At 65.1% G+C, this 13,996-nt stretch carries 13 protein-coding genes; 10 read left to right on the top strand and 3 right to left on the bottom strand.

All coding sequences use genetic code 11. The features are described from left to right. The first annotated feature begins 34 nt into the window (after nucleotides 1–34). The gene (locus D6B98_RS35345) at nucleotides 35–1,267 is read left to right on the top strand and encodes an NAD(P)/FAD-dependent oxidoreductase (protein WP_126261618.1); all 1,233 of its coding nucleotides are present in this window, start codon (nucleotides 35–37) and stop codon (nucleotides 1,265–1,267) included. 75 nt (nucleotides 1,268–1,342) lie between these two features. On the opposite strand, the gene D6B98_RS35340 is transcribed toward D6B98_RS35345, so the two are convergent. From D6B98_RS35340 to D6B98_RS35330, 3 genes are all read right to left on the bottom strand, one after another. After that, a complete protein-coding gene (locus D6B98_RS35340; protein ID WP_126261617.1) occupies nucleotides 1,343–2,677 on the bottom strand; it encodes a dicarboxylate/amino acid:cation symporter in 1,335 nt (444 codons plus the stop codon). Nucleotides 2,678–2,760: 83 nt separating this feature from the next. Beyond that, nucleotides 2,761–3,318 (bottom strand): biotin transporter BioY, encoded by a 558-nt coding sequence (locus D6B98_RS35335; protein ID WP_126261641.1) that lies wholly within the window; start codon nucleotides 3,316–3,318, stop codon nucleotides 2,761–2,763. Between the two features lie 92 nt (nucleotides 3,319–3,410). Continuing rightward, nucleotides 3,411–4,598 carry a pyridoxal phosphate-dependent aminotransferase gene (locus D6B98_RS35330; protein WP_126261616.1) on the bottom strand — a complete coding sequence of 396 codons (1,188 nt, stop codon included), beginning with the start codon at nucleotides 4,596–4,598 and terminating at the stop codon, nucleotides 3,411–3,413. Nucleotides 4,599–4,789: 191 nt separating this feature from the next. On the opposite strand from D6B98_RS35330, the gene D6B98_RS35325 reads away from it, so the two are divergent. From D6B98_RS35325 to D6B98_RS35285, 9 genes are all read left to right on the top strand, one after another. Beyond that, nucleotides 4,790–6,190: a M48 family metalloprotease gene (locus D6B98_RS35325; protein WP_126261615.1), complete on the top strand. Its 1,401-nt coding sequence runs from the start codon at nucleotides 4,790–4,792 to the stop codon at nucleotides 6,188–6,190. Nucleotides 6,191–6,284: 94 nt separating this feature from the next. Then, the gene (locus tag D6B98_RS35320) at nucleotides 6,285–7,052 is read left to right on the top strand and encodes a DsbA family protein (protein ID WP_126261614.1); all 768 of its coding nucleotides are present in this window, start codon (nucleotides 6,285–6,287) and stop codon (nucleotides 7,050–7,052) included. A gap of 211 nt (nucleotides 7,053–7,263) precedes the next feature. Next, nucleotides 7,264–8,142, top strand: a complete 879-nt coding sequence (locus D6B98_RS35315) for a DUF1236 domain-containing protein (RefSeq protein ID WP_126261613.1) — start codon at nucleotides 7,264–7,266, stop codon at nucleotides 8,140–8,142. Nucleotides 8,143–8,369: 227 nt separating this feature from the next. After that, nucleotides 8,370–8,837 carry a type II 3-dehydroquinate dehydratase gene (gene aroQ, locus D6B98_RS35310; RefSeq protein WP_126261612.1) on the top strand — a complete coding sequence of 156 codons (468 nt, stop codon included), beginning with the start codon at nucleotides 8,370–8,372 and terminating at the stop codon, nucleotides 8,835–8,837. Nucleotides 8,838–8,875: 38 nt separating this feature from the next. Further along, nucleotides 8,876–9,364: an acetyl-CoA carboxylase biotin carboxyl carrier protein gene (accB, locus tag D6B98_RS35305; protein ID WP_028136676.1), complete on the top strand. Its 489-nt coding sequence runs from the start codon at nucleotides 8,876–8,878 to the stop codon at nucleotides 9,362–9,364. 83 nt (nucleotides 9,365–9,447) lie between these two features. After that, nucleotides 9,448–10,806, top strand: coding sequence for an acetyl-CoA carboxylase biotin carboxylase subunit (gene accC, locus D6B98_RS35300; RefSeq protein ID WP_126261611.1), 1,359 nt, complete (start codon nucleotides 9,448–9,450; stop codon nucleotides 10,804–10,806). Between the two features lie 104 nt (nucleotides 10,807–10,910). Further along, nucleotides 10,911–12,437 carry a sensor histidine kinase gene (locus D6B98_RS35295; protein WP_126261610.1) on the top strand — a complete coding sequence of 509 codons (1,527 nt, stop codon included), beginning with the start codon at nucleotides 10,911–10,913 and terminating at the stop codon, nucleotides 12,435–12,437. After that, entirely contained in the window at nucleotides 12,434–12,874 is a 441-nt protein-coding gene (locus tag D6B98_RS35290; protein WP_126261609.1) for a response regulator, read from the top strand. Before D6B98_RS35295 ends, D6B98_RS35290 begins: the two co-directional genes overlap by 4 nt. Continuing rightward, nucleotides 12,871–13,974 carry a sensor histidine kinase gene (locus D6B98_RS35285; protein WP_126261608.1) on the top strand — a complete coding sequence of 368 codons (1,104 nt, stop codon included), beginning with the start codon at nucleotides 12,871–12,873 and terminating at the stop codon, nucleotides 13,972–13,974. The genes D6B98_RS35290 and D6B98_RS35285 overlap by 4 nt, the downstream gene beginning before the upstream one ends. Nucleotides 13,975–13,996: the final 22 nt, after the last annotated feature.

Genomic DNA, 13,996 nt, shown 5'->3' with positions numbered 1-13,996 from the left:
GGGAACGCCCCGGTCCGACAGGAGAAGTCTTCCGATGCAAAGCGCAATGGTTCTCGGCGGCGGCATGATCGGTGTCAGCGCCGCGCTGCACCTGCGGCAGCGCGGCTGGGCCGTCACGCTCGTCGACCGCAGGGAGCCGGGTCGCGAGACCAGCTACGGCAATGCCGGCATGATCCAGGCCGAAGCGGTCCGCCCCTATCCGATGCCGCGCGACCTTGCGACGCTCCTGAAGATCGCGACAGGCCGCACCAACGACGTGCGCTACAGCCTGTCGTCGCTTCACCGCCATATCGAGCCCCTGCTCCGCTATTGGTGGCATTCGGCGCCGAAACGGCATCGCGAGGCGATCGAGGCGTGGGCGCGACTGATCGCCTACGCGACTTCGGAACACGACATCCTCGTTCGCGAAGCTCATGCCGACAATCTGATCCGCCGCGCCGGCTATCGGGCGCTGTACCGCAACGCCGCCGACCTGGATCTCTCGATCAAGGCCGCGGAGGAAGACCAGCGCGACTTCGGCGTGAATTTTCGCGTGCTCTCCGGCAGCGAGCTCGCCAAAGCCGAGCCGATCCTGCGCGACGATCTTCCCGGCGCGATCCATTGGCTCGACACCTGGACCGTCTCCGATCCCGGCGCGCTGGTCACGTCCTACGCCCAGCTGTTCGAGCGCCTCGGCGGCACCATCGTGCTCGGCGATGCGCAGTCGCTGCGGCAGACCGCGAGCGGCTGGTCGGTCGTGACGGACCAGGGGCGCCTCGACGCCGCCCACGCCGTCGTGACGCTCGGGCCGTGGTCACCCGATCTCCTCACCAAATTCGGCTATCGCATTCCGTTGGTGCGCAAGCGCGGCTACCACATGCATTACAGCGGCGGTGCCTCGCTCGACCTGCCGCTCGTCGACAAGGGCGGCGGCTACGCCATGGGCCCGATGGCGAAGGGAATCCGCATCACCACCGGCGCGGAATTGACCGGCATGGACGCGCTCGCCACGCCCGTGCAGCTCGCCAGTGCGGAAAGCTCCGCACGCGAGCTGATCGACCTCGGCAAGCGCGTCGAGCCGGATCCGTGGTTCGGCACCCGCCCCTGCACGCCCGATATGCTGCCGGTGCTCGGCCAAGCTCCGCGTCATCCCGGCCTCTGGATGAATTTCGGCCACGGCCACCAGGGTTTCACCCTGGGACCTGCGACCGGACGCCTGCTCGCCGAAATCATGAGCGGCGAGACGCCGGCGATCGATCCGCTGCCCTATCGGCCGGAGCGATTCTAGACTCAAAGAAAAGGGCTGATCGAGGATATCGACCAGCCCTATTACTTCGAGCGCTACCAGCGCTGCAGTGCCGGCTCAGTCCGTCGTGATCGCCGTCTCCATGTCGGTCGGATCGATCTGCTTGGCGAGGTTGGCGTTGAGCTTGTCGCGGTCGAGCTCACCCTCCCACCAGGCGACGATCACGCAGGCGACGCCGTTGCCGCACAGATTGGTCAGCGCGCGGCACTCGCTCATGAACTTGTCGATGCCGAGCACGATCGCCATGCCCGGCACGAGGCGCGGGTCGACCACGGCGAGCGTCGCCGCCAGCGTGATGAAGCCCGCGCCGGTGATGCCGGAGGCGCCCTTCGAGGTCAGCATCGCCACCACCAGGATCGTAAGCTGCTGGCTGAAGCTGAGATCGACGCCGAGCGCCTGTGCGATGAACAGCGTCGCCAGCGTCATGTAGATGTTGGTGCCGTCGAGGTTGAACGAGTACCCCGTGGGTACCACGAGGCCGACCACCGACTTGGAGCAGCCGAGCCGCTCCAGCTTCTCCATCATGGACGGCAACGCGCTCTCCGATGAGGACGTGCCGAGCACGATCAGCAGTTCGTCCTTGATGTAGGCCAGGAACTTGAAGATCGAGAAGCCGGCCAGGCGCGCGATGATGCCGAGCACGACGAACACGAACAAGGCCGCGGTGACGTAGAAGGTCGCGATCAGCCCGATCAGGTTGAGGATAGCCCCGGTGCCGAACTTGCCGATGGTGTAGGCCATCGCACCGAACGCGCCGATCGGCGCCGCGCGCATCACGATGGAGATGACGCCGAACACGGCATGGGCGGCGTCGTCGATGAAGCTGCGGATGGTGTGGCCGCGTTCGCCGAGACTCATGAGCGCGAATCCGAACAGCACCGCGAACAGCAGCACCTGCAGGATCTCGCCTTGCGCGAAGGCACCGACCACGGTGTCCGGAATGATGTGCAGCACGAAATCGACTGACTTCTGCGCCTTGGCCTGGTCCGCAAACTTGGAAACCGCCTCCGCACTTGCCGCAGCATTGCCGAAGCCTGCGCCCGGCTTGACGAGATTGCCGACGACGAGGCCGAGCACCAGGGCGAAGGTCGAGACGACCTCGAAATAGACCAGCGCCTTGACGCCGATGCGGCCGACCTTCTTGGCATCCTGGATGTGGGCGATGCCGGAGACGACGGTGCAGAAGATGATCGGCGCGATCACCATCTTGATCAGCTTGATGAAGCCGTCGCCGAGCGCCTTGATCCATTCATTCGTAGCGACCGTAGGCCAGAGCCAGCCGACCAGGGCGCCGAGCACGATGGCGATCAGCACCTGGACGTAGAGAACCGTGTACCACGGCTTTGCTGCCGGCGACGCGATCGGCGCCCCCACCATCGTTGTGGTCGTCATCGCTTCACTCCCCTTCAAACGCAGAGGGCCAGCCAGGATCAACTTGGCCGGCCCGGTCAATTGGAACCGCGAACTTAGGCGCTTTATCGCCGGCGCTCGATCAGCCTGCGCGCCGCCGGCATCAACGTCGCGCCAAGCGCGTTCTTGACCAGCGAAGCCGCAACGAACGGCACGATGCCGACCTGCCAGGCCTTCGCAACGCCGAGCCCGAGACCGAACGCCAGCCAGCCGAAGCCGGCGGCCAGAATGACGACATGGCCAACAGCCATGGCTGCAAACAGCAGCGCCACGCTGCGATCCCAGCCGCGCTCGGCGAGCCAGCCAGTCACGAAAGCGGCCGCAATGAATCCGAACAGGTAGCCCGCGGTCGGGCCAACCAGCGGTGCAATTCCACCCACCGGTCCGGCAAAGACCGGCGCGCCAAGCGCGCCCTCGGCGAGGTAGGCGATCATGGTTACGCTGCCAAGACGCCAGCCATAGGCCGCGCCGATCATCAGCACCATCAACGTCTGCAACGTCATGGGCACATAGGGCAGCGGCAGGCTGACCTTGGCCGATAGCGCCATCAATGCGGTGCCGAGCCCAACCAGCACGACGGCACGCACTGCGCCGACGGTTTCGCCTGGCCGGGTCGGCCACATCAAAGCGGCGAGAGAAAAATGTGGCGCAGCAGCAGTCGGGACGGATCGGTGGTCAGGCAAGTTTGAACTCCGGAGCTGGTCGAAACTGGCGGCTATTTAAGCCAGTCAGCGATCCGGTCAACTGCCTCGCGCATCTCCCCCGGCGAGCGTGCATAGGAAAAGCGAATGAACGATCGGCCGTGGACGGGATCGAAATCGAGGCCTGGCGTAGCCGCAACGCGTGCCTGCTCCAGCATCTGCTTGGCGAACTCGAAACTGTCGGAGGTGAAGTCGGAGACGTCGGCATAGAGATAAAACGCACCATCGGCCGGCAGGAATTTGCTGAGGCCCGCCTTCGGCAATCCCTCGATCAAAATCTGCCGGTTTTCCTGATAGCCATGCTTGATCGCCTCCATCTCGGCCGCACCGTCGAAGGCGGCCTCCGCCGCGATCTGCGATAGTGCCGGCACCGAGATCGACAGGTTCTGCTGCAGCCGCTCGATCGGCCGCACCAGGATTGCGGGTACGACCATCCAGCCGACGCGCCAACCCGTCATGCAAAAATACTTCGAGAACGAGTTGATCACGAGTGCGTGCTCGGACAGCGCGGCGGCGGTGACGGCCGGAAACGCATAATCGAGCCCATGATAGATCTCGTCCGAGATGAAGCGGATGCCCGCGTCTTCGGCGGCCACGATCAGCCCGGCGAGCGCTTCGCGGGACATCATCGTCCCCGTCGGATTGGCGGGGCTGCCGACCAGCACCCCCTTCAGCGGCGCCTTGCGATGGGCGGCGAGCAATGCCTCGCCGGTGAGCGCATGGCGCGTCTCGTTCGTGGTCTCGATCAACACCGGCTCGCAACCGAGCGCGGTCAGGATATGCCGGTAGGGCGGATAACCCGGCACCGTCACGGCGACGCGGTCGCCCGGCTCGAACATCGACAGGAACGCCAGGATGAACCCGCCGGAGGAGCCGGTGGTCACCACGATCCGCTCGGGGCTGACGTCGCAGCCATAGGCGTCGCGATAATGGCGTGCGATGCGCTCGCGCAAGGAGGGGATGCCGAGCGCGGAGGTATAATCGATCCGCCCGGCCTCGAGCGCCGTATGGGCGGCAGCAATCGCCGTCCTGGGCGCGCCGGCCGCAGGCTGGCCGACCTCCATATGGATGACGTGGCCGCCGGCGGCCTCGATTCGGGCCGCTGCGGCCATGACGTCCATCACCATGAACGGGGGAACATCGCTGCGGCGGGAGGGCTCGAGCCACTGCCCCAACCGGTTCCTTAAAGTCGCATCGTGCATCGATTTCTGCTATTTCGCTGGCGGGCCGGTGCGTCCGGTCCGGGAAACGGGGCGCTTGCGCCCCAGACTGGCCGCATTGTGCGGCTCATAAGGGGAACGGCTCCTAAGGGCATATCGCGTATCCGGTCCGCCGCCAATCGCCAAAACCAATCACGAAACTGCTTTCCAGATCGTTTGATCAAGACCGTTTGATGTCGCTCCAGATCGCATTGCGCCAGAAGGCTTCCGCCCTCACCGCCCTCGTCACGGCTGCGGCGATCGCGCTGACGCCGTTCTCCGCTGCGCAAGCGCAAGCCAAAGGGCCGCCGGTCCTGCGCGACACCGAGACTGAGCAGCTGCTGCGCGAATATACGCGCCCGATCCTGCGCGCCGCGGGTCTGGAGAAGCAGAACATCCAGATGGTGATCCTCAACGACAGCTCGTTCAACGCGTTCGTCGCCGACGGCCGCCGCATCTTCGTCAATTACGGCGCGATCCTTCAATCGGAGACGCCGAACCAGATCATCGGCGTGCTCGCGCACGAGACCGGGCATCTGGCGGGCGGCCATCTGTCCAAGCTGCGCGAGCAGCTCGCCGCCGCCCAGACCCAGATGATCATCGCGATGCTGCTCGGTGCCGGCGCGATCGCCGCGGGCAGCACCCAGCGCGGCAGCGCAGGCAATAACGGGCTCGCCAATGCCGGGGCGGCCGCGATCGCCGCTCCCCAGGAGGTGATCCGCCGGTCGCTGCTGTCCTATCAGCGCCAGCAGGAGGAGAACGCCGACCGCGCCGGCGTGCGATTCCTGACCGCGACCCAGCAATCGCCGAAGGGCATGTACGAGACCTTCAAGCGCTTCACCAGCGAGAGCCTGTTCGCCGCGCGAGGCGCCGATCCCTATCTCCAGTCGCATCCGATGCCGGCCGAGCGCGTTGCCGCGCTGCAGGAGTTCGCAAGCTCCAGCCCCTACTGGACCAAGAAGGACGATCCCGCGCTTCAGCTTCGCCACGACATGGTTCGCGCCAAGATATCCGCCTTCATGGAGCGGCCGGAGACGGTGTACCGCCGCTATCCGCTGTCGAACGACAGCATGCCGGCGCGCTATGCCCGCGCCATCAGCACCTATCTGCACGGCGATCTGCGCAACGCGCTCACCCAGATCGACGCGCTGATCCAGGTTCAGCCGAACAACCCGTATTTCTACGAGGTGCGCGGCCAGGCCCTGCTGGAAAGCGGCAAGCCGGCCGAGGCGATCCCGGCCCTGCGCAAGGCCGTCGCACTCTCGAACAATTCACCCCTCATCGAGATGTTACTTGGGCAGGCTCTGGTTGGAACCGATAATAAGGCCTACACCGACGACGCCGTTCGGATTCTCCGCGCCGCGGTGGCGCGGGAGCCCGAGGCCATCCTCGGTTACAGCCAGCTCGCGATGGCCTATGGCCGGAAGGGAGATTATGCCGAGGCGGATCTCGCATCGGCACAGGCCGCTTACTTGCGCGGCGACAACAAGACCGCCCGCGAGCTCGCCACGCGCGCGAAAACCCGCTTTGCCGTCGGCACGCCTGGATGGGTCAAGGCCGACGATATCGTGGCGGCGAAACCGCCGCGCAACTGACGAGAACGACGCCTGACACCACGACGTCACGACACCGAGCTTTGACACCCCCGGGACGTTTCCCGAAACCTGCTTTGGATAAGAGGATTTGCCTATGCCTTCGCTGCGCCTGCTTGCTCCTGCGTTGTTTGCGCTCGCCATGCTCGGCGCTGCCGCACCCGCCTCGGCCGACAGCTTCTCCGATACGCAGCGCACCGAGATCGAGAAGATCATCAAGAACTATCTCGTCAGCCATCCCGAAGTGCTCGAAGAGGCCATGGCCGAACTCAGCAAGCGCCAGGCCGCGGCTGAAACGCAGAAGCACGAGGCCAGCATCGCGCAGAATGCCGATGCGATCTTCAACTCGCCGCGACAGGTCGTGCTCGGCAACAAGGACGGCGACGTCACCTTCGTCGAGTTCTTCGACTACAATTGCGGCTACTGCAAGCGCGCGATGGACGACATGCTGACCATCATGAAGAGCGATCCGAAGCTGAAGGTCGTGCTGAAGGAGTTTCCGGTGCTGAGCCAGGGCTCGGTCGAAGCGGCGCAGGTCGCGGTCGCCGTGCGCATGCAGGATCCCACCGGCAAGAAATATCTCGACTTCCACCAGAAGCTGCTCACTGGTCGCGGCGCCGCCGACAAGGCACGCGCGCTTCAAGCGGCCAAGGAAGCCGGCCTCGACACCGCGAGGATCGAAAAAGACATCGGCAGCGCCGAGGTGCGCGCCACCATCGAGGAGAACTTCAAGCTCGCCGAAGCGATGGGCATGAACGGCACGCCGAGCTACGTCATCGGCAAGCAGATCGTGATCGGCGCCGTCGGCGTCGAAAGCCTCAGGGAAAAGATCGGCATCGCCCGCTGCGGCAAGGCAACCTGCTGATCACACGTTTTGCGATACGAGGAAAACGCGACAAGGCCGGCTGATTAGCCGGCCTTTCTTCTTGCGCCGGACGTTGGCGTCTTCGTGCAAAGTCATTCATCTGGCGTTCAACAAACAAATGCCGCGGAACAGACGAAGTTCCGGAACAACTCAAATCTCCTTTCGTTGTCGGCGCGGGCAATGACGCAAAGAAACACGTGAGGAGAATTCGATGTTGAACCGCTTTATGATCTCAGTTGCCGCAGTCGCCCTCGTCGCGGGCGCCGGTCTGGCGAACGCACAAGACAAGGGCCGCGATAGCGGCGCTGGCTCGCAGCAGATGCAGCATTCGCAGCCGTCAGGCGGTGCCGCCGAGCGCGGCGGCTCGATGGGCCGCGACTCCATGAGCCATGACAAGGGTACCGTTGGCCAGGCCGGCGGCGCCACCAACATGAAGTCCGATCGGACCTCCGACGACAAGTCGGGCGCAATGAAGGACGAGCGGTCTTCTGGCGGTGCGATGAACAAGAACGCGGCGGAGGACAAGGCTGGCGCGACCAAGGGCCAGCGCACCGACGATCGCGCGCAGGGTCAGATGGACAAGTCCCAGCAGGACAAGTCCAAGAGCATGACCCAGGACACCAGCAAGGACACCAGCAAGTCCGCCAAGGACCAGAAGGACATGAAGGCTGAGGGCAGCAAGAGCGGCACCTCGACCAACAGCGCCGAGACCCAGAAGGGCACCGGCACGAGCACAAACCAGAACGCTCAGGGCCAGACCGGCACCAGCAGCACCCAGAACGCGCAGGGCGGCACCTCGTCCTCGACCACGGTCGGCCAGGCCGGCGCCGCTGCGAAGCTTTCGACCGAGCAGCGGACCCAGATCACCTCGGTGATCCGCGAGGAGCGCGTGGCCCCGGTGACCAACGTGAACTTCTCGATCTCGGTTGGCACCCGCGTGCCGCGTGAGGGCATTACCCTTCACGCCCTGCCGTCCCGGGTCGTGAGCATCTATCCGGAGTGGCGGAGCTACAGGTACATCCTGGTCAAGGAAGAGATCGTGATCATCAATCCGGACACCTACGAGATCGTGGCGGTCCTGAACGTCTAAGGCCGCGACACCGGCAAGCTCAGGGGGCGGGCAGCAATGCCCGCCCCTTTGCGGTTGCCGGCAGCCATGGTTCGGACTGGTTAACAAGCAATTTCCGTAGCTTCCGCACAGATTTTTGCAGCCAGGATGAGGTACTTGAGGGCCCTTCGGAGGTCCTTCAAGGCTTCCCCTGGGACGCTTTGTTACCTATAACCCCGCCACGCTGAAGCACCTCTTCCGGGATTGGAATGGCAGAATCCGCAACCGACACGATCCTCGTCCTGAACGGGCCGAACCTCAACATGTTGGGCACGCGCGAGCCGGAGAAGTATGGCCACGCGACGCTGGCCGACGTCGAGGCGTTGTGCCGGGAGACGGCGGCGACGTTCGGTCTCAAGGCCGATTGCCGGCAGTCCAACCGCGAGGGCGAGCTGATCGACTTCATCCACGAGGCGCATCGGCGCAAGATGAAGGGCATCATCGTCAATGCCGGCGGCTATTCCCACACGTCGATCGCGCTGCACGACGCGCTGCTCGCGGTTCAGATCCCGACGGTCGAGGTGCATGTGACCAACATCCACGCCCGCGAGAGCTTTCGTCACCACTCCTATACGGCACGCGCGGCCTTCGCCTCGCTCTGTGGTTTCGGCATCGAGGGCTACCGCCTCGCCATCCAGGGCCTTGCCGCCAAGCTTGCCATCAAGCCCAAAGCCTGAAGCTCCCTCATCAAAACAGAACATTCGGATCAAACAACATGGCGCGCCAGCCAGACGACAAAGCAGCCGCAAAGTTTTCCAGCGAGGATTCCGCGCTCGTCCGCGAGCTCGCGCTCCTGCTCGATGAGACCAGCCTCAGCGAGATCGAGATCGAACGTGCGGGCCTGCGCCTGCGCGTCGCCCGCAACATCAGCGTTGCTGCGACCATGCCCGTGCCGATGGCTGCGGCTCCCGCCGCCCTGCCGGGCGTCCCCGCCGCGACGGCCGCCGCCGGGCCCGACCTGTCGAAGCATCCAGGCGCGGTGAGCTCGCCGATGGTCGGCACCGCCTATTGGGCGCCCGAACCGGGCGCCAAGCCGTTCATCGAGGTCGGATCCAAGGTCTCGGTCGGACAGACGCTGCTGATCATCGAAGCCATGAAGACCATGAACCAGATCCCCTCGCCGCGCGCCGGCACGGTGACGCAGATCCTGGTCGAAGACGGCCAGCCGGTCGAGTACGGCGAGCCGCTCGTGATCATTGAGTGAGGGAGTGGCGAATAGCGAGTAGCGAAAAGCTGCTCCTCCTGCCTATTCGCCATTCGCTATTCCCCATTCGCCCCTGAGGCACCATGTTCGACAAGATCCTCATAGCCAATCGCGGCGAGATCGCCCTTCGCATCCTCAGAGCGTGCAAGGAGCTCGGGATCGCCACCGTCGCCGTGCACTCCACCGCCGACGCCGACGCCATGCATGTGCGCCTGTCGGACGAGAGCGTCTGCATCGGCCCGCCGGCGTCCAAGGACAGCTATCTCAACGTGCCCGCGCTGCTCGCGGCCTGTGAGATCACCGGCGCCGATGCCGTGCATCCCGGCTACGGCTTCCTGTCGGAGAATGCGCGCTTCGCGGAGATCCTCGCCGAGCACAATCTGCATTTCATCGGCCCCAAGGCCGAGCACATCCGCCTGATGGGCGACAAGATCGAGGCCAAGAAGACCGCCAAGAAGCTCGGCATTCCCGTGGTGCCCGGCTCCGACGGCGCAGTCGGCCCCGACGACGACGCCCTGGCCATCGCAAGGAAGATCGGCTTTCCCGTGCTGGTGAAGGCGGCGGCTGGCGGCGGCGGCCGCGGCATGAAGGTCGCCCACAGCGAGGCGGATCTCCAGGTGGCGCTGTCGACGGCGGCCAACGAGGCCAAATCCGCCTTTGGCGATGCCTCCGTCTACCTGGAAAAATACCTCCAGAAGCCACGCCACATCGAGATCCAGATCCTCGGCGACGGCCGCGGCGGCGCGATCCATCTCGGCGAGCGCGACTGCTCGCTGCAACGCCGCCACCAGAAGGTCTGGGAGGAAGGCCCCTCGCCCGTGCTCGACGCGGCCGCGCGGGCCAAGATCGGCGAGACCTGCGCCAAGGCGATGCGCGAGATGAAATATCTCGGCGTCGGCACCATCGAATTCCTGTTCGAGGACGGCGAATTCTACTTCATCGAGATGAACACCCGCATCCAGGTCGAGCATCCCGTCACCGAGAGCATTACCGACATCGACCTCGTGCTGGAGCAGATCCGCATCGCGGCCGGCGGTGACCTGCCGGCCAAGCAGGAAGAGATCCAGGTCATCGGCCACGCGATCGAGTGCCGCATCAACGCCGAGAATCCCCAGACCTTCCGCCCCTCGCCCGGCCGCATCCTGCAATACCATCCGCCTGGGGGACTGGGGGTCCGCATCGATTCAGCCGTCTACCAGGGCTACACGATCCCGCCCTATTACGATTCCCTGGTCGGCAAGCTGATTGTGCACGGCAAGACCCGCGCCGAATGCCTGATGCGGCTCCGCCGGGCGCTGGACGAGATGGTGGTGGAAGGCATCGAGACCACGCTGCCGCTGTTCCGCGCCCTGGTGCGGGAAGACGATATCATCAACGGCGACTACCACATCCACTGGCTGGAACAGTATTTGGCCGGCAAGGCGGAACCAGCCCCGCGCTAATCCACGCTCGCCGTGGAACCCTTTGGCTCCGATCGCGTTCTGGTCGCGGGTCAGTTCCAAGGGGGCGTTTTGACTTCCGCGAGATGTGACAGAGCGAGGCCGTTGTGACGGCCGAGGCCCTACGACGGCGGGCATTTTGGCAGATCCTGCTGATCGCGGCGGGTCTTCTGGTGCTGACCGTGATCAGCGCCGGCTCGGTCTACCTCGTCAACAAGGCGCGGGAAGACAGCAAATGGGTGCTCCACACCATCGAGGCGGAGAGCCAGATCAACGCCCTGCTGCTTGAGATCCGCCGTGCCGAGAGCAGCGCCCGCGGCTTTCTCCTGACGCAAGGACCGGATTTCCAGTCGGATCACGAGAAGGCCGTCGCCGCGATCATTCCGGCGCTCGACAAGCTCACGCGCCAGATCGGCGACAATCCGGCGCAACGCGACAGCATCGAGAAGCTGAGCGCGGCGATCGAGACCAGGCTCGACCAGTTCTCGCGCGAGATGACCTTCGTCAAGCAGGGGCAGCTCGACCGGGCCATGGAGCTCGTCCGCGAGGCCGCCCGCGGCAACACCACGACCACGATCAACAACCAGGCCAACGCGATGATCCGCGAGGAGGAGCGGCTGTTTCGGCTGCGCACCGCCAACTCCGACCACAGCCAGACTCTCGCTGCGTCGATGACCGGCATCGGCTCCGGCCTCGTCGTGCTGCTGGCCATGATCTCGACCTGGCTGGTGCGGCGCTCCGCCCGCGCCCGTGACGAGGCCGAAGCGCGCCTGCGCGACGCCAATGTCAATCTGGAGTCCGTCGTCGATGAGCGCACGGCGGACCTGCGCGAGGCCAACGACGAGATCCAGCGCTTTGCCTATATCGTCAGCCACGATCTGCGCTCGCCGCTCGTCAATATCATGGGCTTCACCAGCGAGCTCGAAGAGCTCGGCGGCGACATCTTCCGCCGCATCGGCGGCCTCGCCCATGTCTCTGCGGACGGTGCACCGCTTGCCCCCGCAGGGCCCGGCGACATCGCGCTCGAAGGCCCGGACAAGCAGCTCCAGGAGGATTTCTCCGAAGCGCTCGGCTTCATCAAGACGTCGATCGCCAAGATGGATCGCCTGATCTCGGCGATCCTCAACCTCACCCGCGAGGGCCGGCGTGAATTCCAGCCCGCGAAGATCGACACGACCGAGCTGATCGAGGCCGTCGTGTCGACGCTGGCGCACCAGGCGGCCGAGGCGCAGGCCGAGATCCACCTCGAGCCGCTGCCGAATGTCGTGAGCGACCGGCTCGCGCTCGAGCAGATCTTCTCCAACCTGATCGACAATGCGATCAAATATCTGAAGCACGGCGTGCCCGGAGAGATCAGAATCCGCGGGCGGACCAAGCTCGGTTACGCCATCTTCGAGATCAGCGACAACGGCCGCGGCATCGATCCCAAGGACCACCATCGGATATTCGACCTGTTCCGCCGGGCGGGAACCCAGGACAAGCCCGGCCAGGGCATTGGTCTTGCGCATGTGCGTGCACTTGTGCGTCGCCTCGGCGGCACCATGTCGGTATCATCGGAACTGAACGCGGGCAGCACCTTCACGATCACGCTGCCGATCGCCTGGAACGCGAGCAACCGGAACAGAGATCGATGACCCAGCCTGTCACCATCATCATGATCGAGGACGACGAGGGCCACGCCCGCCTGATCGAGCGCAACATCCGCCGCTCGGGAGTCAACAACGAGATCGTCTCGTTCGCCAACGGCACCGACGCGATGCAGCACCTGTTCGGCGCCGACCGCAGCGGCCTCGTGCAGAAGGGCAATGCGCTTCTGATCCTGCTCGACCTCAACCTGCCCGACATGACCGGGATCGACATTCTGAGGCAGATCAAGGAAAACAAATACCTGAAGGCTTCGCCCGTGGTGGTTCTGACCACCACCGACGATTCCCAGGAAATCAAGCGCTGCTACGAGCTCGGCTGCAACGTCTACATCACCAAGCCCGTCAATTACGAGAATTTCGCCAATGCCATCCGGCAGCTCGGCCTGTTCTTCTCGGTCATCCAGGTCCCGCCCGCCGCCCCATGAACCAGCGCACGCCAACCCTGCTCTACATCGACGACGACGGTGCGCTGGCGCGCCTGGTCGAACGCGGCCTGACGCGGCGCGGCTACAGGGTCGTCCATGCCGCGAGCGGCGAGGAAGGCCTCGAGCGCATCCGCCGCGCTCGTGCCGAGGGCGGTATCGACGTGGTCGCGCTCGACCAGTACATGCCGGGTCTCGACGGGCTGGAGACGCTCGAGCAGATCATGGCGATCCCGGACGCACCGCCCGTCGTGTTCGTCACGGCCTCGCAGGATTCCAATATCGCCGTCACCGCGCTGAAGGCGGGCGCGGCCGATTATCTCGTCAAGGACGTCACCGGCGATTTCATCCCCCTGCTCCACGTCGCGACCGAGGGCGCGCTGCGCCAGGCCGAATTGCAGAAAGCGCGCGAGGAAGCCGAAGCCGAGATCCACGCCTCGCGCGACCGCTACGCGGCTCTTGCCGCCGAACGCGAGCTGCTGCTGCGCGAGGTCAACCACCGCGTCGGCAACTCGCTCCAGATCATCGCCTCTCTGCTGCACCTTCAGGCCAGCTCGGCCGCGCAGGAAGAGGTCAAGGCGGCGCTGACCAATGCGATGGGCCGTGTCGCCGCGGTCGCGCAGGTGCACCGACGCCTCTACACCTCGCAGGACCTCAAGAGCGTGGTGCTGAACCAGTATCTGGATTCCCTGCTCGAGGATCTCCGCCGCTCGGCCGAAGGCAACCGGATGTCGCGCCTGACGCTGAAGGCCGAACCGATCGAGATCGATCCGGACCGGGCGGTCGCCGTCGGCATCATCGTCAACGAGCTGGTGATGAACGCCGTGAAATACGCCTATCCCGACGGCGCCGGCCCGATCCATGTCGAGCTGACCGCGACAGGCGACGATCTCCTGCTGACGATCACCGACAACGGCGTCGGCGACGCCGTCAAGGCCGATCCGCGCTCCACCGGCATGGGCCAGCGCATCGTCGCGGCCATGGCCGCCAAGCTCGACGCCTCGGTCGAGCGCGACCCCGCGCATTCCGGAACCCGGATCGTGCTGAAGTTCGCTCGCGTGCCCGCAAGTCCGGGCAAGACCGGCACCGCTGCCGTCGGCTGACCTCGCGCTGCGCACCCCATCG

The organism is Bradyrhizobium sp. LVM 105 (assembly GCF_003957705.1).
GTDB lineage: Bacteria > Pseudomonadota > Alphaproteobacteria > Rhizobiales > Xanthobacteraceae > Bradyrhizobium > Bradyrhizobium frederickii.
This window is presented reverse-complemented; position numbering and strand designations above follow the sequence as displayed.

Bases quoted from the DNA above. Each gene is read 5' to 3' on its own strand.
- D6B98_RS35345 (WP_126261618.1), top strand. From the start codon at position 35: ATGCAAAGCGCAATGGTTCTCGGCGGCGGCATGATCGGTGTCAGCGCC.
- D6B98_RS35340 (WP_126261617.1), bottom strand. From the start codon at position 2,677: ATGACGACCACAACGATGGTGGGGGCGCCGATCGCGTCGCCGGCAGCA.
- D6B98_RS35335 (WP_126261641.1), bottom strand. From the start codon at position 3,318: ATGTGGCCGACCCGGCCAGGCGAAACCGTCGGCGCAGTGCGTGCCGTC.
- D6B98_RS35330 (WP_126261616.1), bottom strand. From the start codon at position 4,598: ATGCACGATGCGACTTTAAGGAACCGGTTGGGGCAGTGGCTCGAGCCC.
- D6B98_RS35325 (WP_126261615.1), top strand. From the start codon at position 4,790: ATGTCGCTCCAGATCGCATTGCGCCAGAAGGCTTCCGCCCTCACCGCC.
- D6B98_RS35320 (WP_126261614.1), top strand. From the start codon at position 6,285: ATGCCTTCGCTGCGCCTGCTTGCTCCTGCGTTGTTTGCGCTCGCCATG.
- D6B98_RS35315 (WP_126261613.1), top strand. From the start codon at position 7,264: ATGTTGAACCGCTTTATGATCTCAGTTGCCGCAGTCGCCCTCGTCGCG.
- aroQ (WP_126261612.1), top strand. From the start codon at position 8,370: ATGGCAGAATCCGCAACCGACACGATCCTCGTCCTGAACGGGCCGAAC.
- accB (WP_028136676.1), top strand. From the start codon at position 8,876: ATGGCGCGCCAGCCAGACGACAAAGCAGCCGCAAAGTTTTCCAGCGAG.
- accC (WP_126261611.1), top strand. From the start codon at position 9,448: ATGTTCGACAAGATCCTCATAGCCAATCGCGGCGAGATCGCCCTTCGC.
- D6B98_RS35290 (WP_126261609.1), top strand. From the start codon at position 12,434: ATGACCCAGCCTGTCACCATCATCATGATCGAGGACGACGAGGGCCAC.
- D6B98_RS35285 (WP_126261608.1), top strand. From the start codon at position 12,871: ATGAACCAGCGCACGCCAACCCTGCTCTACATCGACGACGACGGTGCG.